The 22,810-nt window shown below is 64.4% G+C and carries 18 protein-coding genes and 1 tRNA gene; 11 read left to right on the plus strand and 8 right to left on the minus strand.

Annotation, left to right across the window (positions count from 1 at the left end):
* Positions 1-43 precede the first annotated feature (43 nt).
* Together P0Y64_13760 and P0Y64_13765 are read right to left on the minus strand one after the other, a co-directional pair.
* On the minus strand, positions 44-2,533 hold the full coding sequence (locus tag P0Y64_13760; protein WEK42449.1) for a TonB-dependent receptor: 2,490 nt from the start codon (positions 2,531-2,533) through the stop codon (positions 44-46).
* A 96-nt stretch (positions 2,534-2,629) separates the two neighbouring features.
* Positions 2,630-3,514 carry a LysR substrate-binding domain-containing protein gene (locus P0Y64_13765; GenBank protein ID WEK42450.1) on the minus strand — a complete coding sequence of 295 codons (885 nt, stop codon included), beginning with the start codon at positions 3,512-3,514 and terminating at the stop codon, positions 2,630-2,632.
* Between the two features lie 108 nt (positions 3,515-3,622).
* Here P0Y64_13765 and P0Y64_13770 point away from each other — a divergent pair, with 108 nt between their 5' ends.
* Positions 3,623-4,696: a putative sulfate exporter family transporter gene (locus tag P0Y64_13770; protein ID WEK42451.1), complete on the plus strand. Its 1,074-nt coding sequence runs from the start codon at positions 3,623-3,625 to the stop codon at positions 4,694-4,696.
* Here P0Y64_13770 and P0Y64_13775 read toward each other — a convergent pair.
* Complete coding sequence (locus tag P0Y64_13775) at positions 4,659-5,705, minus strand: CapA family protein (GenBank protein WEK42452.1); 1,047 nt, start codon at positions 5,703-5,705, stop codon at positions 4,659-4,661. The genes P0Y64_13770 and P0Y64_13775 overlap by 38 nt on opposite strands.
* Positions 5,706-5,904: 199 nt before the next feature.
* On the opposite strand from P0Y64_13775, the gene P0Y64_13780 reads away from it, so the two are divergent.
* From P0Y64_13780 to P0Y64_13800, 5 genes are all read left to right on the plus strand, one after another.
* A complete protein-coding gene (locus P0Y64_13780; GenBank protein ID WEK42453.1) occupies positions 5,905-8,778 on the plus strand; it encodes a TonB-dependent receptor in 2,874 nt (957 codons plus the stop codon).
* A 28-nt stretch (positions 8,779-8,806) separates the two neighbouring features.
* Positions 8,807-10,207: a YfcC family protein gene (locus P0Y64_13785; GenBank protein WEK42454.1), complete on the plus strand. Its 1,401-nt coding sequence runs from the start codon at positions 8,807-8,809 to the stop codon at positions 10,205-10,207.
* A gap of 2 nt (positions 10,208-10,209) precedes the next feature.
* Positions 10,210-12,057 (plus strand): CocE/NonD family hydrolase, encoded by a 1,848-nt coding sequence (locus tag P0Y64_13790; GenBank protein ID WEK42455.1) that lies wholly within the window; start codon positions 10,210-10,212, stop codon positions 12,055-12,057.
* Positions 12,058-12,060: 3 nt separating this feature from the next.
* Positions 12,061-12,990, plus strand: a complete 930-nt coding sequence (locus P0Y64_13795) for a LysR substrate-binding domain-containing protein (protein ID WEK42456.1) — start codon at positions 12,061-12,063, stop codon at positions 12,988-12,990.
* A gap of 70 nt (positions 12,991-13,060) precedes the next feature.
* A tRNA-Pro gene (locus tag P0Y64_13800) sits at positions 13,061-13,137 on the plus strand.
* A gap of 12 nt (positions 13,138-13,149) precedes the next feature.
* Here P0Y64_13800 and P0Y64_13805 read toward each other — a convergent pair.
* The 3 genes from P0Y64_13805 to P0Y64_13815 are packed head-to-tail and all read right to left on the minus strand — an operon-like array spanning position 13,150 to position 14,715.
* Positions 13,150-13,695, minus strand: a complete 546-nt coding sequence (locus P0Y64_13805) for a DsrE family protein (GenBank protein WEK42457.1) — start codon at positions 13,693-13,695, stop codon at positions 13,150-13,152.
* 16 nt (positions 13,696-13,711) lie between these two features.
* Entirely contained in the window at positions 13,712-14,098 is a 387-nt protein-coding gene (locus tag P0Y64_13810; protein ID WEK42458.1) for a metalloregulator ArsR/SmtB family transcription factor, read from the minus strand.
* Complete coding sequence (locus P0Y64_13815) at positions 14,095-14,715, minus strand: peroxiredoxin (protein ID WEK42459.1); 621 nt, start codon at positions 14,713-14,715, stop codon at positions 14,095-14,097. Before P0Y64_13815 ends, P0Y64_13810 begins: the two co-directional genes overlap by 4 nt.
* 80 nt (positions 14,716-14,795) lie before the next feature.
* Here P0Y64_13815 and P0Y64_13820 point away from each other — a divergent pair, with 80 nt between their 5' ends.
* The 5 genes from P0Y64_13820 (at position 14,796) to P0Y64_13840 (ending at position 20,500) form a co-directional block, all read left to right on the plus strand.
* A complete protein-coding gene (locus P0Y64_13820; GenBank protein WEK42460.1) occupies positions 14,796-15,722 on the plus strand; it encodes an MBL fold metallo-hydrolase in 927 nt (308 codons plus the stop codon).
* Positions 15,723-15,782: 60 nt separating this feature from the next.
* On the plus strand, positions 15,783-17,444 hold the full coding sequence (locus P0Y64_13825; GenBank protein ID WEK42461.1) for a TIGR01244 family sulfur transferase: 1,662 nt from the start codon (positions 15,783-15,785) through the stop codon (positions 17,442-17,444).
* On the plus strand, positions 17,441-18,226 hold the full coding sequence (locus tag P0Y64_13830) for a sulfite exporter TauE/SafE family protein (protein WEK42462.1): 786 nt from the start codon (positions 17,441-17,443) through the stop codon (positions 18,224-18,226). The genes P0Y64_13825 and P0Y64_13830 overlap by 4 nt, the downstream gene beginning before the upstream one ends.
* Positions 18,227-18,442: 216 nt before the next feature.
* Positions 18,443-19,411, plus strand: coding sequence for a c-type cytochrome (locus P0Y64_13835; protein ID WEK42463.1), 969 nt, complete (start codon positions 18,443-18,445; stop codon positions 19,409-19,411).
* A gap of 234 nt (positions 19,412-19,645) precedes the next feature.
* The gene (locus P0Y64_13840) at positions 19,646-20,500 is read left to right on the plus strand and encodes a S1/P1 nuclease (GenBank protein ID WEK42464.1); all 855 of its coding nucleotides are present in this window, start codon (positions 19,646-19,648) and stop codon (positions 20,498-20,500) included.
* Positions 20,501-20,568: 68 nt separating this feature from the next.
* Here the strand turns inward: P0Y64_13840 and P0Y64_13845 are convergent, their stop codons facing one another.
* Complete coding sequence (locus P0Y64_13845; GenBank protein WEK42465.1) at positions 20,569-21,759, minus strand: cupin domain-containing protein; 1,191 nt, start codon at positions 21,757-21,759, stop codon at positions 20,569-20,571.
* A gap of 166 nt (positions 21,760-21,925) precedes the next feature.
* Positions 21,926-22,612, minus strand: a complete 687-nt coding sequence (locus P0Y64_13850) for a spermidine synthase (GenBank protein WEK42466.1) — start codon at positions 22,610-22,612, stop codon at positions 21,926-21,928.
* Positions 22,613-22,810 lie beyond the last annotated feature (198 nt).

Consider the following 22,810-nt stretch of genomic DNA (forward strand, 5'->3'; position numbering starts at 1 on the left):
CGGCCTCGCGGATCGCATCACGCTTCCTCTCCCACGCATCGTATCAGAACTTGAACCCGGCGGTCGCGCCCCAGGTTCGCACCTGTCCGGGGAAGCGCACCACCACGTTGGCGTTGCTGGCCACCGCAGTCCAATAATATTGATCGAACAGGTTGCGGCCCCAGATGCTGAACGACCAGCTATCGTCGCTCGCCTTCACGCCAAGCCCGGCGTTGACCGTGGTATAGGGCTTGATGTCGTAAAGCGGATTGATCTCGAATACCGTCGTCTGCCGAGACTGATAGCGCACGTTGGCATTGGCGGTGAGGTTGAGCCGGTCCGTGATCGGCTGATCGACCAATGCGGTGCCCGACAGTGTGAGTTCGGGGCTGTAGATGAAGCGCGCGCCGGCGAAGTTCTGCGTCTGACCGGCGGCGTTGGTGCCGATATATTGGTCGATCCGCGTTTTCAGCCACAGGGCATTGCCGATCAGCGTGAAGGCGGTGGTCGGGCGGATAGTCAGTTCGCCCTCGACGCCATAAGCCTTTGATTTCGGCACGTTATCGAGCCGTGCCAGCGCGGTGTAGATCGGATCAGCGAAATAGGTGCTGATCTGCTTGTCCTTATAGTCATAGTAAAATCCGGCGACATTGAGCTGTACCTTGCGATCCAGCATCCCGAGCTTCGCGCCGATTTCGTATGCGGTGAGCTGTTCCTGTTTCACGGGGCCATTCTGGCGCGCGATATTCGCGGCGTTGATCGGCGTGGTCCCCGATTTGTAGCCGCGCGAGATCGAGGCATAGAACAAGGTGGTGGGGCTGGGCGTCAGATCCAGCGCGGCGCGCCACGCGAAATTGTCCTCATCGATCAGCGAGCTGACGAGGCCGAAGCTGTTCGTCGCCGGGTTATAGGTGTTGCACTGATTGGCGCTGATCGGCGCGGCCAGCGTGCCATAGAGTTGCAGGAACAACGCGCGGTTGGCGAGGTTGACGTTGGGCAACATGCTGCCGTTGAAATCCCGCGAGCAGCCATCGTAATTCTGCTTGTCGCGCGTGTAACGGCCGCCCAGCGTCAGCTTCAGCAGATCGTTGAAGGCATAATCGCCATTGGCGAAAATGCTCCACGTCCGCGTGTCGATATTGCCGACGTCACGATAGGTACGGAACGCGGTGGAGGCATCGGCTATCGTATAACCGAAGGTGTTGAGCGGGGAGGCGAGCAATTGCAGCGTGCCTGCGCGCACCAGCCCGACATTGGCGTTCTGCCCGAGCAACGTGCGGTTGCTGTCGAGGATCGTATCCTTGGCGTAATAGCCGCCGATCAACCAGTTGTAGCCCGGCCCGTCGCCCTCGACGCGCAATTCCTGCGCGAAGCTCTTGATATGGCCATCCGCCTGCTGGATCAGGATTTCATAGGGCACGCCTGACCAGTCGAACGTCGCCTGACGGTCGAACTCATTATAGCCGGTGAGCGAGACGATCCGCGTGTGCTCGCCCAGATCGAGCTGGATGCGGCCCTTCAGCCCCAGGAACCAGTTGTTCTCGGCAAGCGGCCCGGACAGGCCCGCGCCGCGCCCGATATTGGCCGATCGCGCCGCCGTCGGATCCCAATCCGCCTGGCTGCCGCTAGTCGGCATATTGTTGGCGATATAGCTCGCCACGCCCGGCGCGTTGAACAGGCTGGCGGTCGATCCGCTGCCCGGCGTGGTCGCCGGGGTGAAGCCGATACCTTGCCCCGCGACGGTATCGGATTTGTTGATCCAATAGGTCGCCGAAAGATCGATCTTGAACGGCCCCGGCTGAAGCGCGAGCGAACCGCGCACGCCGTAACGCTTTACCTTGCCGAGCCGATCCCCACGGCTGTTGCTGACCTGCCAGCCCTCGTCGCTGATGTCGGCGCGATAGCCCAGGCGCGCCTGAACGCCCTCCGCGATCGGGCCCGTGACATAGCCGCCGACGTTGAACGTGCGATAATTCCCGACGTCGATCGTCATCGCGCCCGACGCGGTTTCGCTTGGTTTTCCGGTAACGAAGTTGATCAGACCGGCGGTGGTGTTGCGGCCGTAGAGCGTGCCTTGCGGGCCTTTCAGCACTTCTACCCGCTCGATATCGATCATCGGGCCGGTGTTCATGATCGGATAGGCGTAGGCGACTTCGTCGGTATAGGTGCCGACGGTGGAGGTGGACGACAGGTTGATCGTGTTGAAGCCGATGCCGCGCAGCGTGTAGGTCGGCACGCCCTGATAGCTCTGGGCGACGGTGAAGCTGGGCACGACGGCGGCGAGATCGCGCACGTTATTGACGCGCAACTCCTGCAACGTTTCGGCGGTGAGCGCCTGAACGGAGATGCCGACGCGGTTGATCGACTCCGCGCGACGCTGCGCGGTGACGATGATGTCGCCCGGCATCTGTGGGTTGGCGCTCGCCGTCTGCTGCGCGCTGGCGGGCGTTTCCGGTTCGGCTTGCTGCGCGTGGGCCGCGCCAGCGCCGATCAGCGCAACAGCGGCGGTGCTGCCATAGAGCGCGGTACAAAAATGCCGGATCGTCATGCTCATAGATCCCCTCCAGTGATGAACGGCTTCTACGAGCCGATTGTCGACCTTGGGGTAGCAGGCCCGCTCGCCGCCGGCCCCTGACACCTATGACAGGGGCTAGAGGGAAGGGCGCATTTCGGCGATCAATTCCAGCAGCGCGTCTGCCGCGCGGGTGCGATAGCGTTCCTTGTGGCGCAGCCCGAAGAAGGATCGCGGGCCAAGGTCGATCGGCAGCGCCTGAAGCCGGCCGGCGTTGATCGCGGGCACGACCACCAGCGAAGACAGTGCGGCGATGCCGGCTCCGACTTCGACCGCAGTGCGCACGCTTTCGTTCGACGGCAGCACCAGCGCTACATCGAGCGCGGCGGGATCGACGCCGAGCAGGCGCAGGCTGTCGTTGAGCGTTGATCGCGTGCCCGATCCGGGCTCGCGCATCACCCAGCGCGCCCGTTGTAGCCATGCAGTGTCTATCGGCTGTGGTTCGATATGCGGCGCGGCGATCAGGACCAAACGATCTTCGCCGAGCGGCCAGTGCGCCAGCATCGGATCGTCCACGCGACCTTCGACGATGCCGATATCCGCCTCGCCTTCGTGGATCAAATGGGCGGCCTGTTCGGTATTGCCGATGATGAGGTTCACCGCGATCCCGGGATAGCGATCGCGGAAGGCGGCGAGGATCGCGGGCAACCAGTAAGCGGCGATCGTCTGGCTTGCCACGACACGTAGCGAGCCACGGCGCAATCCGCCGAATTCCTCCAGTAGCAATTCCGCCGCTGCCGCCCGCGCCAGCACGCCGCGCGCTTCCTCCAGAAACGCGCGGCCGGCCTCGGTAAGCCGAATGCCGCGCCCGACGCGATCGAACAGCTTGATCGCATGGCGTGCCTCCAGCGCGGCGATCGCGGCCGAGGCTGCGGATTGCGTGACGTTTAACGCGCGGGCCCCCGCCGTCACATGCTCGCGCTCGGCGACGCCGACGAAGATACGAAGTTGCTCCAAGGTCATGCGGCGATCCTGCCATGAATCATCGTGATTTACGATTGGAAAGACAAAAATATCGCGTTGGATCGATTAAATTGACTGGCCTAGACGGGAGGCGAAAGGATCATCCCCATGGCCACGGCCATTTCCGCCACTCGCTCACCGCGCGACAGCATCGATTTCGTGTCGCAGATCGCGCCAGGGGTAATCCTGTGCGTGATCGTCACCGCCGGCGCCTATCTGCTCGAAGGTGTGGAGGAGGCGCTGTTCGGCAAGGCGTGGCTGGAGGCGCTGGTGCTGGCGATCGTTGGTGGCACGCTGGTGCGCAGCCTGTGGACGCCCTCGGCGCGCTGGCTGCCGGGGATCAACTTCAGCGCCAAATATCTGCTGGAAATCGCGGTGGTGCTGCTCGGCGCGTCGGTGAGCGCGGCGACGATCCTTCATGCCGGGCCTGCGCTGTTGGGCGGGATCGCGGCGATCGTTGGGCTGACGATCCTGTTCGGTTTTGGAGTTGGGCGATTGCTCGGGCTGCCGGTGCGGATGGCGCTGCTGATCGCGTGCGGCAATTCGATCTGTGGCAATTCGGCAATCGCCGCCGTGGCGCCGGTGATCGACGCGGACTCCGATGACGTCGCCGCCGCGATCGCCTTTACCGCCGTGCTGGGGGTGGGGGTGGTGCTGGGGCTGCCGTTGCTGGGCATCGCGCTGAGCATGAACACGATCGCTTATGGCGCATTCGCCGGGCTGACTGTCTATGCCGTGCCGCAAGTGATCGCGGCCACCGCGCCGATCGGGGCAGCTGCTGTCCAGATGGGCACGCTGGTGAAGCTGGTGCGCGTGTTGATGCTCGGCCCGGTGTGCCTAGTCCTCGCGTTGATCATGCGGCGCCCGGAAACGGAGGATACGGCGAGCGACCCGTCAGCTGCGCCGGGGCTGTCGTTCAGCCGGCTGGTGCCGTGGTTTATCATCGGCTTTCTCGCGCTGGTCGCCTGCCGCTCGTTTGGGCTGGTGCCGCAGGCGGCGGTCGCACCACTCGGCCGCGCCGCGACGACGCTGACCGTCGTGTCGATGGCGGCGCTAGGCCTCGGGGTGGATATCCGCTCGGTCGCGAAGGCAGGCGGTCGTGTGACCGCGGCGGTGATGCTGTCGCTCGCCGGTCTCGGTGCGATCAGCTTCGCGCTGGTTTCGTTGCTGCACCTGCATTGATCGGCGCGAGCCGCTCGCCGGTCGCGGATACGAGCCGGGGCACGCCCCAGGAGAGTTCGCCGCGTTTTGCCGCCTCAAGCTGGATCGGATAGAGTCGCGCGTCGACGAACTGCCCATCCGCGAAGCGCGCGTCCACAATCATGGAGCGCCACGTATCCGCGCCGTAAGCGCCATCCTCCTTACGCGTCTGGAAGATGAAATTGCCGAGCCCGTGGAACAGCGGCGCTCCACGATAGAGTTCATGGCCCTGCATCAATGGCGTGCCATGTCCGACGAAGGTCGCCGCGCCGGCATCGACACAGGCGCGCGCCAGTTCTCGTTGCCATGCCGGCGTGTCGGCCTGTTTCGGCTCCCAATAATGATTGTGGAGGCACATCAGCACTGTCGCACCCGACGCCTTTGCAGTGCGGATCGCCGCCAGTACGCGATCAACGTCGGCGGGTTCGAGCGAGCCGTCTGTGCGCCGGCGGAGTTCATTGACCCCGGCATGATCGGCGGCAGCCGCCGCGCCGGGCCGGATCGCGCCTGCCGCCGCGGCGACCAGCGCGAAGCTTCCGGCGGGCGTCCGCTGGGTCGCCGGGGCCGCCGCCGTCGTAAGATCGCGCCCCGATCCGGCGTGGACGATGCCGCGCTGATCCAGCGCCGCGATGGTCGAGCCGATCCCGCCGGTGCCGAGATCCCATGCATGATTGTTGGCGGTCGTCACCATCGTCACGCCGAGCGATTTCAGGCAATCGATTACCGTGGCTGGGGCGTGGTGCAGCGTAGCGTCGGCGCGGGTCGGCGCACCCGCGCCGGGGCCGTCGATCGGTGTTTCGAGATCGGTGAAGACCACATCCGCCTGCCGCAAGTGCCGCGCGATCGCGGTCATGCCGGGCCAGCCCTCGCGGCATATCTCTCGCTGGATCAGTGACTGGCCGAGCAGCATGACGCGCATCGGGCGGCGACCGCGAGCAAGCGCCATCGGCGGGAATAGTGCCGTTGCGCCCATCGCGCCTATCGCCCCCATCATTCGACGCCGATCAATATTTCGCCACATCGCCCGGATTTTCTCTCTGATTTCGCAGCCATAATCCGCTTGTGCTCGATTGCGGCAACCATATACCGAATTTGATATGGGCTGATGAAGTTACGCCATCAGCTATCGCGCGGAACGTGATCCGATAGGAACGCCGCGAATCAGTAAAAAATATTGGGGGGCTTTGGCCATGATCGAACGGGGAATTTCGAGGCGCGCTGGCGCGATGATGCTGGGCGCGAGCCTGATGACGATCGCACTGATCGCACCGGCTCAGGCGCAGGAACTGCCAGCGGCAGACGGCCCGGCGGCGGCAGCGGAAGACATCGTGGTCACCGGCTCGCGCATCCAGCGGCGCGATGCGGCGGCGGTCGGCCCTCTCCTCACGATCACGGCGGACGATATCGCCAAGTCGGGCAGCGTCAGCGCGGGCGATCTGTTGCAGAAGCTCCCATCCGCCGGTGTCAGCCTGAACTCGAACGGCACGCAGGGCACATCCTACGGCGCTTCGTCGATCAATCTGCGCTATCTCGGCGGGAGCGAGGGCAGCGGCAACCGCGTGCTCGTGCTCGTCGACGGCCATCGCTGGGTCGATGCGGTCGGTCAGCGCGGTTTCCGTGACTTCGTCGATCTCAACACGATCCCGATGGGGATGATCGAGGGTATGGAGGTGCTGAAGGACGGCGCCTCGGCAATCTATGGTGCGGACGCGATCGCGGGCGTCGTCAACATCAAGACGATCCGCCCGTTCGACGGCATTCGCGGCTCGACCCGCATGGGCGTTACCGACAAGGGCGATGGGTCCGAATATTCCGCGACGCTGAACGTCGGCAAGCGCTTCGGCCGCGCCTCGATCATCCTGTCGGGCAGCTATTACAAGTCCCAGCCGATCCGCACCGACGCGCGCCCGCTGACCACCACCTCGCTGGTGCCGGTGACGACGCCGGGCACCAGCCCGTCCGGCCTCTATATCCTGCCGGGCCTAGCCTCGAACGGCTATTTCGGCACGCCTGCAGGTTTTGCGGGATCGAGTGCGCCGGTCGCACTCAACTCGCCGGGCACGATCTATGGCGCGGGCGCCAGCGCGGACAATGCGTTCCACACCGCTTCGCTGCCGGGTGATTATTACAACACGCAGGCGCAGGGTATCTATTCGGCTGGCCCGTCACAGCGTTACGGGATCTACGGTCGGTTCGATTATGAGCTCGCGGACAACCTGAACTTCAAGTTCGAGGGGATGTATAACGAGCGCAAATCGGATCAGCTGTTCTCGCCGGTGCTGCTCGATATCGGCGGGACCGCCGGCACGGTGCGCGGGTTCTACATTCCGAACAACCAGGCGTTCAATCCGTTCGGGACCGCCAATGGCGTGCCCGCCGCCAACGCGCTCGGTTTCGCGGCCAACTCCGCGTTCCGCATCCGCAAGGTAATGAGCGACGTCGGCAATCGCGACAATATCCAGAACGTGCAGACCTGGCGCATCGCCGCCGGACTCGACGGGTCGTTCAACCTGTTCGGCAACAATTGGCACTGGGATGCATTCGGCAGCTATTCGAAGAACCATATTGATTCGACCGCGCTGAACGGCATCAACTACGACAATCTGTATTTGGCGCTGGGCAATCCGGCGACCTGTGCGGCCACGGCAGGCTGCGTGCCGGTCAACCTCTTCGGGCCGATGACGGCGGCGCAAGCGAACTATATCCGATTCACCACGCGTGAATCGAATTATACCGAGCTGCTGAACGGCACCGTCAACGCCACTGGCACCTTGTTCTCGTTGCCGGCGGGCGAGGTCGCGCTCGCGGTGGGTTATGAATATCGCCGCAATCGTGGCGTCGACAATCCCGATCCCATCGCCAATGCCGCGCCCACCTATCTGAACGGCGCGCTCTATACCAAGACCACCGCGCAGACCCGGACCGCGACCAGCGGCAGCTATGATCTGCATGAGGTCTATGGCGAATTGTCGGTGCCGGTCCTCAAGGATTCGCCGCTGGGCAAGAGCCTCGATCTGAGCCTCGCCGGGCGTTATTCGCGTTATTCGACGGTTGGCGGCAAGGCGACGTTCAAGGGCGGCGCCGGCTATCGCCCGATCGAGGGCGTGCTGCTGCGCGGCACCTATGCGCAGGGCTTCCGCGCACCATCGATCCTCGAACTCTATCAGGGCGCGCGGCAGACCAGCTTCCAGGGCACCGATCCGTGCAACGGCGGGGCGTCGGCACATGCGACGCTGCCGGGCTGCGCGGGCGTGCCCACCGGCTACAATCAGGCCAATTACAATCTGAACGGCCTGATCCCCGGCGTGATCAGCGGCAATCGCAACCTGCGGCCGGAAACCTCCGACAGCATCAGCGCCGGCATCGCGCTGACCCCGCTGCGCGGGCTTTCGCTGACGGTCGATTATTACAACATCAAGATCAAGAACGCGATCGCGGCACAATCGGCGACGCAGATCCTGCAACTCTGCGCGCAGCGTGCGGGCGTGTTCTGCGATCTCGTCCAGCGTGACGCCGGCACGGGCGCGATCCTGAACCTGTTGCAGGGATCGCAGAACCTCAATTCGATCAAGACCGACGGCGTGGATGCGACGTTGCGTTACGACTTCTCGACCTCGATCGGGCGGATCGGCGCGGTGCTCGATGCCTCGTATCTCAACTCGTTCCGTACCGTGTCGCCCGATCCGGCGACTGGCGGCACGATCATCGACGAGCGTGCCGGCAAGGGCGATCAACCCCGCGCAACCTATCCGCACTGGAAGGGCGCGGCGTCGCTCAACTGGGACGGCGAGGGCGCGAACGCCACGCTGCGCGCGCGCTACATCGGCAGCAGCACTGATGTCGTGAACCCGGTGAAGGACGCGCGTACCAGCGCGGTGACCTATATCGATGCGGAGATCGGTTTCGACGTGGCGGAGGGGCGCACGCGCTTCGGCCTCGGCGTGAACAATCTGTTCGATACCCAGCCGCCGGCGTCCTATGCCAACGCGCCGATCAATTATGACATCTACACCTATGACGCGCGTGGACGGTTCCTTTACGCCCGTTTCTCGGTGAAGTTGTAAGCGAAGACGATAGCGGGGCGCTGACACCATGACGGGACCGGCGGCAGGCGGGCAGGGCAGGCACCATGGATCGCTCGATCCCGTGCTGATGATGCTGGCGGCGATGATCCTCGCGATCGCGCTGACCTGGATCATCCCGTCCGGTGAACATCAGCGCGTTTCCGACAAGGAAAACGCGCCGGTGATCGCCGGCACCTATCAGGGGCTCCCCAAGCCGGTGGGGCTGGACAGCCTGTTGCCGGGAAAGCCCCGCGAAGGTGAGGCGCGGCCGGTAAGCCCGGTCGCGCTCGCCACCTCCATTCCGGCGGGGCTGAAGAAGTCGGCGCCGCTGATCTTCATGATCCTCGCGCTCGGCGGCATGTTTGGCGTGATGCGCTCTACCGGCGCGCTCGATGCCGGCATCCAGCGACTGATCGGGGTCAGTCGCGGGCGGATGGTGATCCTCGTGCCGGTGCTGATGCTCGCCTTCTCGGCGGGCAGCACCTTCCTCGGCATGATTTCCGAATATCTGTTGCTCATTCCGGTGATGGTCGCGCTGGCCGGACGGCTCGGGCGCAGTCCGATGTTCGGCTTCGCGCTGCTGACGCTCGCGGCAAAGGTGGGATATCTCGCCTCGGTCACCAGCCCGGTCGCGCTGCTGATCGCGCAGCCGATCGTCAACGTGCCGGTATTCAGCGGGCTGGGGTTCCGGCTCGCGATCTGGGTCGTCTTCCTGACGATCGCGATGCTTTATGTGCTGCGTGAAGGGCGCGTGGTCTCAACCCCGGCACCGATCGAGAACGAGCGGCTGTCATCGCGCCATCTGTCGATCCTGCTGATCGCCGGTGCGACGCTCGCGCTGCTGGTGGTGGGGTCGCTCAAGTTCGGCTGGCACGATGGCGAGTTCACCGCTTTGTTCATCGCTGCCGCCGCCGCGATGGTGGTTGCGGCGCGGGTGCCGGCGCGTGCCGGTGTCACGCTGTTCGTCGACGGCATGAAGGCGATGATGCTCGCCGCACTGCTGGTGGGCATGGGCCGTGCGGTGGAGGTGATCCTGCGCGACGGGCAGATCCTCGATACGATCATCGAGGCGGTGTCCTCGGGCATCCACGGACTGTCGCCGGTGATCGTCGCGCCGATCGTGATGGGCGTGGAGATGATCCTTACGCTGCTGATCCCCTCGACCTCCGCGAAGGCCGCGCTCAGCATTCCGGTGCTTGGCCCGATCGCTGCATCGGCGGGCGTGTCCGGGCAAACGACGGTGCTCGCGTTCCTGCTCGGCAACGGGCTGGTCAATATGCTCGCGCCGACTTCGGGGATGCTGCTCGCCTATCTCGCGGCTGCGGGCATTCCGTATAACCGCTGGTTCCGCTTTGCGGCGCCGCTGTTCGGATTGCTGACCTTGCTCTCGATCGTGGCGCTGATGATCGCCGTGCTGATCGGATATTGACGATGACGACGATTCCGCGCGCCCGTGAACTGGGCGATCGCATGGTGCCGATGCGCGACGGCGTACATCTGGCGACGGACATCTATCTGCCCGAAGGTCGGGGGCCCTTCCCGGTGCTGCTGGAGCGCACGCCATATGACAAGCGCGGCACCAACCACGGCGATTTAACTGCGGACAGCCCCGAAACGCGCTCCAAGCCGGAAATCGCGCGCTGGTTCGCGGATGCCGGCTATGCGTTCGTGTTGCAGGATTGCCGCGGCCGCTTCCGCTCGGAAGGCGTGTTCACCAAGTATCTGAGCGAGGCGGAAGACGGGGCGGACACGCTCGAATGGCTGCTCGCCCAGCCATGGTGCGACGGGCGCATCGGCACGCTCGGCCTGTCCTATGGCGCGCACGTCCAGAATGCGCTGGCCTGCCTTGATCCGCCAGGGCTGGCGGCGATGTTCCTCGATTCCGGGGGCTTCTCCAGCGCCTATCACGGCGGCGCGCGACAGGGTGGGGCGTTCGAGCTGAAGCAGCTCACCTGGGCGCGAAAGCATGCGCTGCTGTCACCCGAAACCGCCGCCGATCCGGCGCGGCGCGCGGCGCTGAAGCGGGAATCGATCGAGGAATGGATCGGGCGCCGATGGCGCCTCGGATATTCGCCGCTAACCGCCGCGCCCGAATATGAAGCCTATGTCGTCGAGCAGTGGGACAATGACCGGCTGACCGATTTCTGGAAGCAGCGCGGCATCTACGCGCTGGACAGCTATGGCGACTATGCCGACGTGCCGGCGGTGCACATGTCGAGCTGGTACGATCCTTACTCGCAGACCGCGATCGACAATTTTACCGGGCTCGCCCCGATCAAACGCGGGCCGATCAAGCTGGTGCTCGGGCCGTGGACTCATGGTCAGCGATCGGTAACCTATTCGGGTGACGCGGATTTCGGCCCGGCCGCGACGCTCGACGGGAATGTCGGGCCGGACTATTTCACGCTGCGACGCGACTGGTTCGATCGGCATATGCTGGGCCGCGCCGAAGCCCCCGAGCATCTGCCCGCGCCGGTCCGCATCTTCGTGATGGGCGGCGGCAGCGGTCGGCGCACGCCGGAGGGGCGGCTCGATCATGGCGGCGCGTGGCGAGACGAGCAGGAATGGCCGCTGGCGCGCGCTGGCGACGTGGCGATGTTCATGCATCGTGACGGCGTGTTGCGGCTGACGCCACCGGCGGCGGGCGCGGAGCCGCTCTCCTACGATTTCGATCCGGCCGATCCGGTGCCTACGATCGGCGGCGCGATCGCATCCGGCGCGCCGGTGATGTACGCCGGTGGCTATGACCAGCGCGAGACGGCGGAGTTGTTCGGCGCACGCCATCCCGGTCGTGCGCTGGCCGATCGAGACGATGTGCTGGTATTCGAAACCGAGCCGCTGGCGCGCGATACGGAGGTGACGGGCAGCATCGTCGCGCATCTCCACGTCAGTTCAACCGCCGTGGACACCGATTTCACGATCAAGCTGGTCGATGTCTATCCGGCGAACGCGGATTATCCTGAGGGCTATGCGCTCAACCTCGCGCATGGCATCCTGCGCGCGCGCTTCCGCAACTCGTTCGAACATCCGCAGCCGTTGGAGCCCGGAAAGGTCCATGCCGTCACCATCCGGGCGTTTCCCACCAGCAACCTGTTTCGCGCGGGCAATCGCATCCGCGTGGAAGTGTCGAGCAGCAACTTCCCGCACTTCGATGTCAATCCGAACAGCGACTGGCGCGTGCCCGATGCCCCGGCGCAGATCGCGCGCAACAGCATCTTCGTCGATCGCCGTTATCCGTCGCGCGTCGTCCTGCCGATCGTGCCTGACGCGGACGGCTGAGCGATGAGGCCGGAGACCAACCGGCCGTTGCTAACGTTAGGCGTGCGTGCGCTCGAAACGCTGGCGGAGGTGATGCGCACGGGTTCCGCCACGGCGGCGGCGGCAAACCTCGGCATGACGCAGCCAGGGGTGAGCCGCACGCTGGCGCAGCTCGAGCGCGCGATCGGCTTCGATCTTTTCTATCGCGATCGCGGCAAATTGGTGCCTACCAAGGACGGCCGGCTGCTCGCTGAAGAAGTGGAGTTCGCGCTCGCCGGGCTGCAGCGCGTCGCGAATCTTGCCGCCGATATCGCCGATTCGGCTGCGGGCGAGTTGAGCGTCGTCGCACCCCCCAGCTTCGCTGAGGGCGTGCTGCCGACGATCGTCGCCAATTTCCTGCAAAAGCACCCTGGCGTGCGCTTCAACCTCGATACCCGCAGCCTGGAAACGAGCCGCGCGATGATCGCCACGCGCGTCGTCGATTGCGGGTTTATGAAGATGCCGGTCGCGGGTGACGACCTGCATTGCGAGCCGCTGGTATCCAGCGATTCGGCCTGCGTGCTGCCGGCGCGTCATCCGCTTGCGGCGCATGAGGTGCTGACGCCCGATTTGCTGCGTGACGAGCCGCTGATCCTGCTCGGTTCCGGGCGGCAATGGCGCATCCAGGTCGATCAGGCGTTCGCCGGCTACCACCTGCGCCCGATGGTCGCGGTGGAGACGCACACCCATGGCTCAGCCTGCGCGCTCGCCGCGCGCGGGGTGGGGATCGCGCTGGTCAACCGCCTGCTCGCCCGCAGCTATCTGCGGGAGGATCTGGTGATGCGTACCTTCGCACCGCCGATCGTCCACCAATATGCCTTTGTGACATCGATCAACCTGCGCGGATCGCTGCTCGTTTCCGCGTTTCTCGACGAAGCGCGTGCCGCGCTCTCGAATATCGCGCCGGCTGCTTGAGAAGATTAGCTTGCCGATGCAACGCGCGCTTGCACATTCCGCGCGGCACGCCTAACGCCACCCCTCGCGTCGGGGAGTGGCGCAGCCCGGTAGCGCGCCTGCTTTGGGAGCAGGATGTCGCAGGTTCGAATCCTGTCTCCCCGACCATTTTTTCGCGGATCAGTCCGGGATCAGCGCCCAACCCCTGAGTTGAAGCGCTGCCAGCGTCGTGAGCGCGGACACGTCAATCTCGATTTTGTCCGCGACCTGGGCGGGGGCGATGTGATTGCCCGCAAGCGCCTGGCTGCAGACGCGCACCGAAACGCCGGCGCCGCGCAATGCATCGATCAGTGGCAGATTGGGATTTTTGTCGACCTTGTTCCGTTCGGCATAGGCAGCATCCGTCATGACCAATGACGTAGCTGGCCCGTGGACGATGACCACGACGTCGCCCGGTGCGGGGCGCACGCCATCGGCGCCGAGCAGATTGAGGAAGCGCGCGACCTTCTCAAGGCTGGGGTTCAGTCGATCCGGCGTAGGGGCGCCCTTGGTGATTTCGAACAATACGCGATAGCGCAGCGACGGATCGGGCCGCTCTTTCGCATCGGGCATCGGCACGATCGTGCCATAGTTTGGAAGGACGGGGTGCTGCGGGTCTGCGGCCATGGCGCTTCCGCTCGACATGCAGAGCGCCAGCGATGCGGCCAGCCATAAGTTCCTGTACATCCACCTCACTCCTCGATCATCCGATACGGGCGAACGACGCGGCGCCAATCGGGCTCGACGGTACCCGCTGACGCTTGGCCTCCGCGTGTTTGGCGCGCGCCACGGGTTTTACCGCGCTGAATGCCGCAAACAATATGCGCACCCGTTCCTCGGTGTCCTCGTCGGCGATGCTGTAGTGAACCTGCCGCGCCGCGCGCCGTGTCGCCACCAGCCCCGCTCGACGCAGTTCGGCGAGTTGCTGACTGAGCGCCGGCTGGCCGATGCCGGTTGCTGTTTCGATCTCGCCCACGGTTTGCTCCCCGTCGAGCAATATGGCGAGAACCATCAGCCGCTGCGGCTGAGCGAACGCCCGTAGCCGCTCGACCATCGCATCGGCGCGGCCGCGATCGACGTTCTTGCTCATCGATCCGGCCTTAGCCGGTGGAACCAGTCCGCTGAGCCATCGACCGGAAGCTGGGGGGGCAGGAGCACTTCATCGCCGGGACGCCACCCCGCCGGCGTAAACGCGGTGCCATCTGCCGCCCGCTGGAGCGCCTGAACTGTGCGCAGCATCTCTTCGACCGAGCGCCCTACGTTCATGGGATACCAGTTCATCGCGCGGATCACGCCTTCGGGATCGATGAAATAAGTCGCGCGTACTGCGGAAGAATCGGAGGCGCTCGCATCGAGCATTCCATAGGCGCGCCCGACGGCCATCGAAGGATCCTCGACGACCGGGAAGGGCACCTCGATGCCCGTCAGTTCATGGATCGAGCGTAGCCAGGCGACATGTGAGTAAAGACTGTCGACGGACAGGCCCAGCAGCGCGCAGTCAATCGCCGCGAAATCGGATGCCGCGCGGGCAAGCGCGATGAACTCGCTCGTGCACACCGGCGTAAAGTCCGCCGGGTGCGAGAAAAATACCAGCCATTGCCCGCGATATTGCTGGAGGCTCACCTCGCCCTTGGTGGTCCGCGCGGTGAAATTCGGCGCGACGTCACCGATGCGCAGGGGGCGGAGGGGTGGGGTTGCTTCGTCCATCGCCGCGAGCATGGCAGTGCATACTAGTCGAGGCAAGATAGTTACAGACATACATTGGGTAAGAATATATGGTGCGGACCATGTCCACCGATCCACATCTCGAATGGGCGTCTGCGCAGGTCGACGCGACGCTCGGCGGCGCTCCTGCACCCGATGTTCGCGCCTTTTTCGACGAGCAGACCAACAGCGTCAGTTACGTCATTTCCGATCCCGGAACGGGTCGCGCGGCGATCATCGATAGCGTGCTTCATTACGACCCGGCGGCGGCGCGAACGGGCACCGCGCCAGCGGACGCGATCATCGCCGATGTGCGTGATCGCGGGCTGACTGTTGATTGGCTGCTGGAAACCCATGTCCATGCCGATCACCTTTCGGCCGCGCCATATCTCCAGAAGGCGCTCGGAGGGCAGCTCGCGATCGGTCGCGCGATCACGCGTGTCCAGGATGTATTCGGCAAGATGTTTAACGCCGGCACCGAGTTCGCGCGCGATGGCTCCGATTTCGACCGGCTGTTCGACGATGGAGACCGGTTCGCGATCGGTGGGCTCGAAGCCACGGTGCTCCACGTTCCCGGCCATACCCCGGCGGACCTGGCCTTTGTGATCGGCGATGCCGCTTTCATCGGCGATACGCTGTTCATGCCGGACTATGGCACCGCGCGTGCGGATTTTCCGGGCGGAGATGCGCGTGATCTCTATCGCTCGATCCGGCGCCTGTTGCGGCTGCCCGATCGAACCCGGCTGTTCCTCTGTCACGATTACAAGGCGCCGGGCCGTGAGGATTATGCGTGGGAAACCACGATTGCGGCGCAGCGCACGGGCAATGTCCATGTCCATGAGGGCGTGGACGAAGATGCGTTCGTTACCATGCGCGCCGCGCGTGACGCGACGCTGGCCGTGCCCCGGCTGATGCTGCCCTCCATTCAGGTGAACATGCGCGGCGGGCGACTGCCGGAGCCCGAAGCGAACGGCACGCGCTACCTGCGCATTCCGCTGGACGTGCTCTGATGCCGGGCTTTCCGTTGACGGCTTCGTCGGCGCCCCGATCCGCCAACAAAGGACAGCGACATGGCATTTAAGCGATTGGACGACAGTATCTCAGTGTCGCCGCAACTCAGCCTCGCCGATGTCGAACGCGCGGCGAATGAGGGCTTTTGCGCGATCATCTCGAACCGGCCCGACCGGGAAGAGGCGGGGCAGCCGAGTGCGGACGATATCCGGGCGGAGGCGGAGCGCCACGGTCTGGCCTTCATGCATATCCCCATCGAGCCCGGCAAAGCGAGCGACGCCGATGCCGATGCAATGGGACGGGCGCTGGATACGCTGCCGAAGCCGATCCTTGCTTATTGTCGCAGCGGCGCGCGCTCGACGACCCTGTGGGCGCTGGCGCAGGCGGGGCGCTCGGAACCCGGCGTGCTCGTGCGACAGGCGGCCGGGGCCGATCACGATATCGCCGCGCTCGAACCCGCACTCCGGCGCCGCAACAAGGCTCACAACATGACTTACGACGTCGTCATCATCGGGGGCGGCGCGGCTGGCATCGCCACTGCTTCCAGCATTCTGAAGCGCAATTCGCGGGTGACTGTCGCGATCGTCGATCCCGCCAAGGATCATTATTATCAGCCCGGCTGGACGATGGTGGGTGCCGGCCTGTTCACGCCCGAGCAGACTCGCAGGGCGGAAGCGGAGGTGATGCCGAAAGGCGTCGAGTGGATGCAGGTGGCGGCCGCCGGTTTCGATCCCGATCGCAACGCGGTGGAGTTGGAGGACGGGCGAACCCTTACGTACAGCGTCCTCGTCGTTGCTCCCGGCCTGCGCCTTGCGTGGGAGAAGATCGCCGGGCTGACGGAAGCGCTGGGGCGTAACGGCGTCACGTCCAATTATCGCTATGATCTGGCGCCCTATACCTATCAACTCGTCCGGGAACTGAAGAAGGGCCGGGCGGTGTTCTCGCAGCCGCCCATGCCGATCAAATGCGCAGGCGCGCCGCAAAAGGCGATGTATCTGTCCTGCGATATCTGGCGCGAGGCCGGCGTGCTGCCGGCGATCGACGTCGAGTTTCAGAATGCGGGCGCCGCCTTGTTCGGCGTCGCAGCCTATGTGCCTGCGTTGATGGGATATATCGAAAAGTACGGCATCGACCTGCAGTTCGAATCCAATCTGGTCGCCGTCGATGGGGAACGCCGCGTCGCTACGTTCGAGCGCAACCGGAATGGGGCGAGCGAACGGATCGAGCGTGAGTTCGACATGCTCCACGTCGTGCCGCCGCAGGTGTCTCATGATGTGGTCGCGAAGAGCGCGCTCGCTGCCGCCAGTGGCTTCGTCGAGGTCGATGAGGGGACGCTGCGCCACAAACGCTATGACAACGTGTTCGGGCTGGGCGACGGTGCGGGCACCAGCAATGCGAAGACTGCCGCCGCCGCGCGCAAGCAGGCGCCGATCGTGGCGGTCAACGTGTTGGCGGCGCTCGATGGCAAGCCCCCGGTCGCCGGTTATGACGGTTATGGCTCGTGCCCGCTCACGGTGGAGCGGGGGAAGATCGTGCTCGCCGAGTTCGGTTATGGCGGCAAATTGTTGCCGAGCTTCCCGGCGTGGCTGCTCGACGGCACCCGCCCGACCAGAGCGGCGTGGTTTCTGAAACAACGGATGCTGCCGCCGCTATATTGGCGCGGCATGCTCAAGGGGTATGAACTGCTGGCCAAGCCACGCACTGTCGGCACGGCGGCATGATGCTGGAGCCGATCCAGTACCTGCTTGGCAGCCTGTCCGGCGCGCTGGTCGGCTTCACGCTTGGTCTGGTCGGTGGCGGCGGGTCGATCCTCGCCGTGCCGCTGATGGTCTATCTCGTCGGGGTGCCGAGCGCGCATATGGCGATTGGCACCAGCGCATTCGCGGTCGCGGCCAATGCGGCGACCGGGCTGATCGGCCATGCGCGGGCCGGGACGGTCAAATGGCGGTGTGGCGGGATGTATGCGGCGGCCGGCGTGGCGGGCGCGCTGGCAGGATCGACCGCCGGCAAAGCGTTCGACGGCGCGCGCCTGCTGTTCCTGTTCGCACTCGTCATGGTGCTGGTCGGCGTGGTGATGTTGCGCGGCCGGAAGGCTGAAGGTGTGCCCGGCGCGCAATGTAACCGCGAGAACGCCCCGAAGGTGCTGGGCTATGGGCTGGTCACCGGGCTGTTCTCAGGCTTCTTCGGCATTGGCGGCGGCTTCCTCATCGTGCCCGGATTGATCGGGTCGACGCGGATGCCGATGCTGAACGCGGTCGGCACCTCGCTGGTGGCGGTTGCCGCCTTCGGCCTGACGACGGCGCTCAACTACGCCTTTTCCGGGTTGGTGGACTGGCCGCTCGCTGGCGTGTTCATCGCGGGCGGCATTGTGGGTGGCCTGCTCGGCCTCGCCGCCGCGCGCCGGCTGTCGGAAAGCCGGGGTGCGCTCACCACCGTCTTCGCCGCGCTGATCTTCGTCGTCGCGGCCTATATGCTGTGGAAGAGCGCGGGGGCGTTCGCCTGACGCGGAACCACATTGTTTCAGCGGCCGTGGCGCTCCATTGCTCGATCGGGGAGCGCGCGATACCGCTATTCCCACGGTGTCGTTTGACCGCTTTTCGGCGCCTGTCGCGAGATCCTCGGCCGCGCAGGAACGCGAGACAGGGAGGGAAATGATGCGCTCATCGGCGTACCCGATCGATTGGAGGCGAAGGGGAATTTCGGCCCGTCGCGCTCGGCCATGAATCCGGCTCAAACGCCGCCGCCGGGCGACGATAGCGATGCGAAACGGATCGTCCTCGCAATCTCGGCGGCATTGCTGATCCTGGGCGTGACCTATCGATTGGGTGAGGCGCAAGCACCCCGGCTGCCTCCCACGGGCGGGGACCCACCGGACATGCCATTCGCTCCCCCGGCGGAGGCGGCGATCCCCGCCGGGCCGGATGGCGATGCGATCCGGCGCGGACAGCAGATATTCGTCGCCACTGCGGCGCACGCCGGCAAATATGTCGGCAATGGCATGACGTGCAGTAACTGCCATCTCGATGCCGGCAGGAGGGCAGATGCCGCTCCGATGTGGGCGGCATGGGGTAACTATCCCGCCTATCGCGCCAAGAACGGCCGGATGAATACGATGGAAGATCGTATCCGGGACTGTTTCACATATTCGATGAACGCACCGGCCTCGCCATCGGGCGGCCCTCCGCCGTTCGGGGACGATATCTACCGCGATCTGCAAAGCTATTTTGCGTGGCTGGCGACTGGCGCGCCGGCGGGCAGATCGCTCCCGGGGCGGGGCTTTGCAAAGCTCACGCCCACGCCGCTCGGTCACGATCCGGTGCGCGGAGCGGAGGTTTTCGCCAGCCAATGCGCGGCTTGTCATGGTGGCGACGGTAAAGGGCAGATCAAACCCGACGGCAGCTATTCGACGCCGCCGCTCTGGGGTCAGCAATCCTACAATTGGGGCGCGGGCATGGCCGGCGTGGCCTCGGCCGCTGGTTTCATCAAGGTGAACATGCCTTATGGACAGGGCAACACGCTTACGAACCAGCAGGCCTGGGACGTCGCCGCCTATATCGACAGTCGCGAGCGACCGCGTGACCCGAGGCAAACGGGAACCGTCGAAGACGCCCGCAGCCGCTTCCATCCATCCGGCGATTATTATGGTCAGGAACTGGACGGCCACACACTGGGCGCGGGCGTTCGATAGGCCGTTCGCGGGCGGAGACAGGGGCTTCCCGTCCCGATACATGTTATACATCGGCGTTGACGGATCGCGCTCATGTATTGCCGGTTCAGCAAAGGGCGATCGTCAACCCAAGGGCAAGATCTTCGATGAGGAGCGTCCGAAATGCGGATCAGGTGCTGGATGGCTTGCGTGTTGTGCGTTGCCGCAGTGGGCGCGCGGCCGAATGACGCCTTCGCATGGTCGAATCAGGGGCATATGGTCACGGGCGCCATCGCTTATGATGATCTGGCCAAAGCCGATCCGGCGCTGGTCGCCAAGATCGAGGCGATAATGGCCGAACACCCCGACAAGGCGCGCTTCGAGCGCGGGCTGGCAGGGTATTCGGGCGAAGCACGCACCCGCCGATTGTTTGAGCTGATGGCGCGTTGGCCGGATGACGCGCGCGACGGGCCCTATGATCATCCGGGCTGGCATTACTGGCTTCGGCTCATCCCGTCCCAGACCGATCCCGTCAATCTTCCGCCGGCAATGCTGGCGATGACGACGGGACAGGCCGTGGATGCGTATCGGCTTAACCTCGCGACCGTCCGCGACCCATACGCACCGGCTGCGGATCGAGCGGTCTCGCTGTGTTGGCTGTTCCATCTGGCGGGGGACATTCAGCAGCCGCTCCACGCCGGCCATCTGATTTCCGGCCGCTTTCCACTGAGCGATCGAGCGGGAACAAGCGATTTCGTCCGGCCGGCGGACAAGGGCGATGCAACCACGCTGCACGCTTATTGGGATAACGCCATCGGCGGGGACAATGAAGACGATGCCAATGTGGAAGCGGTGCGCCTCCGGCTCGAACAAGCGTGGCCACGATCGGCGCTCAAGGAGCTGAACGGGAAAGCGGATGCGGAGGCATTCCGGCTGTGGACCGACGAGAGCTTCGAACTGGCACGTGCGGCCGCCTATCGGGCGGGAACCTACGAAGGCGCCGATAAACCGGCGGCAGCCAAGCCGGTCCCGCCGGGATACGAGACGTCGCGTCGAAACATCGGAGAGCGCCGCATCGCGCTCGGCGGCCATCGTATCGCTGACGCGATCCGTTCAGCGCTATCGAGCTAAAGGATGGAGGCAGGCGGGTCGTTCCTGCGCAAATCGGGGCGCGCAAGAATCCCCTCGTGCGCTTCAGCTTAGATTGATCTGCTCGACGGATATTCGAGAAAGCCGCTGATCATCAGGCGTTCGACGAGTGCGACGCGAATTTCATCAGGCATCTCACCTGGCAAATCCGCGACCCGGAATGACGGCGTGACACTGATGAAACGCAGCGCTGCTTCGACTCCGCGATGGATGTTGATGTGGCCGCCCGGATAACAGAAATCGATCATCGCCGGTGTCGCTAGCATGTAGCACATGGCCAGCGGATTATGCTGCACGATCGAAGTCGGGGAAAGCGCGCTCGCCGGCGATCCCCCGGTCAACTTCGCCATGCTCCCGATCGTGCGTGATGAGCGACGCTGCAACGCCGAGTCGATGAAATCGGACGAGCGGGTCGCCTTAAGTAGACGCTCCAGCGCGTCGCCGATGTCTCGTGAAAGAGATGCCTTGTCGGCGCTCGCGTCGACCCTTCCGAGAGCGCCTTTGCGCAGGAGAAGATTCTGGTCGGACATATGGTCCAGCGCTGCGATGACGACATCGCGCAGCGTTACGGGCGTGAAAATGATCGAAAGATGCAGAGATTCCGACTGCGAATACACGGTGTGCGGCGTCCCGCGCGGCACATACAGGAAATCTCCCGGGTTCAAATCAAGTGTACGATGATTGCCGAGCGACGGCTGCACCTCCGCTACGTCGCGCCACGGGTTGTGCAGATCGCTGGGATCAGACGAGATGTGCCACCGCTTTCGGCCAGCCAACTGGATGATGATATTGTCGTTATCGTCGTAGTGGACGGGAGCCCGCGCCTCATTGGCGCTCCAGAACAGGGAGGCCTTGACCGGCTGATGGAGCATGAATTCCAGCGCACGGGTAAATTGATTGAGCGTCGGCGAGAGCGCGGTGACATCGGGAATCCGCACGGTGTAGCCGCGCTCATGGAATGCCCTGATCGAGGCTCGAAAGCCCTCCTCACTATCAACGGGCAGCGCGCGCGGCGCTGGACCGGTCGGCGCTTCCGCGTGGCAGGCGAGTTGATCGCCATGCGTGGCAAACGCTTTCAGGACGGTCTGTGCGGGGTCTGCCCCTAACAGGTATCGCCGCGAATGATCTGGCTCACCCGACAATTCAAAAAGGGATTTCCCCATCATGTCGTCGAAAAAGCGATCAATGGAAAGCGGCGCGAAAATCGTTGTCAATGTTGCGCGAGCTTGTTCGAGAATCACGGAGCACGTCCTTCCATCGCCGCGATCGTCCTTATGGGGACGCAGTGCGGCTGACAAATGCCCGACCGAATGTTCTTGAGCAGCAAGGAGGAGAGGGCAGTGTGCCCCACCACAGTGGGCCCGGTATTGCCGTTGTCAACGCGACGAGCGCACAAGATCTGTGCGTTTACGATCCGCTCCCGATCATCGGCTTGGATGCGAGCCAGATTGTGTAATGTTTGCTGACGCGGCTCCAGACGTCGTCGATCCTTGCCTCTTCCACTGTGAACCCGGCTTTGTTCAGCCGCCCGACAAAGGCCGGGTCGTCATAGGCAGACCATATCGCCAGCACCCCGCCCGGCCGCAAGGCGGCGAAAGTGGAGCGGAGGCCCCAGTCGCAATAAAGGCGATCGTTCGCGTCTCGAATGAAGCCGTCGGGACCGTTATCGACATCGAGCATGATTGCATCGAAACCGAGTGGCGAGTCCGCGATGAAATCATGGACATCGCAAATTGCGATCGAAACCCGTGGATCGGCAAGGCAATCGCCGAAAAGATGAGCCAGCGGGCCGCGCGCCCATGTCACGACGCCTGGCACAAGTTCGGCGACAACGATCGACGTGTGTTCCTGCACCGACGACAAAGCGGCTCTCAGCGTGAAACCCATTCCCAGCCCACCGATCAGGATGCGATCGCGCTGGCTGCCCAATCGGCTGATGGCGAGTGTGGCGAGCGCTTCCTCGGTATCGAAAGCGGTGCTGCCCATCAGTTCGTCCTCGCCGAACTGAATCGCGAAATCGGTGCCACAGCGTAGCAGCCGCAACTGACCACCGCCGGGAATCTCCGCCGCGTCGATAAGCTCGATCGGCTTCATAGCGGCGCCCCCATGCGATGGTTCACTGGATCAACCGGGCGCGCAAAGGGCACGTGTGCGCCGCTTGCTGGCGGTGCGGAGCTGGCCAATGAAAATCCTGACATGTCGGAGGAGGCGCGGTTTTGCCCGACTGGCGACCGCGATGCGTGATTGCACGTTGGTCATATACCCGCGCTCCTGACAAGCGTTTCCTGCGCA

The organism is Candidatus Sphingomonas colombiensis, from assembly GCA_029202845.1.
Lineage (GTDB): Bacteria > Pseudomonadota > Alphaproteobacteria > Sphingomonadales > Sphingomonadaceae > Sphingomonas > Sphingomonas colombiensis.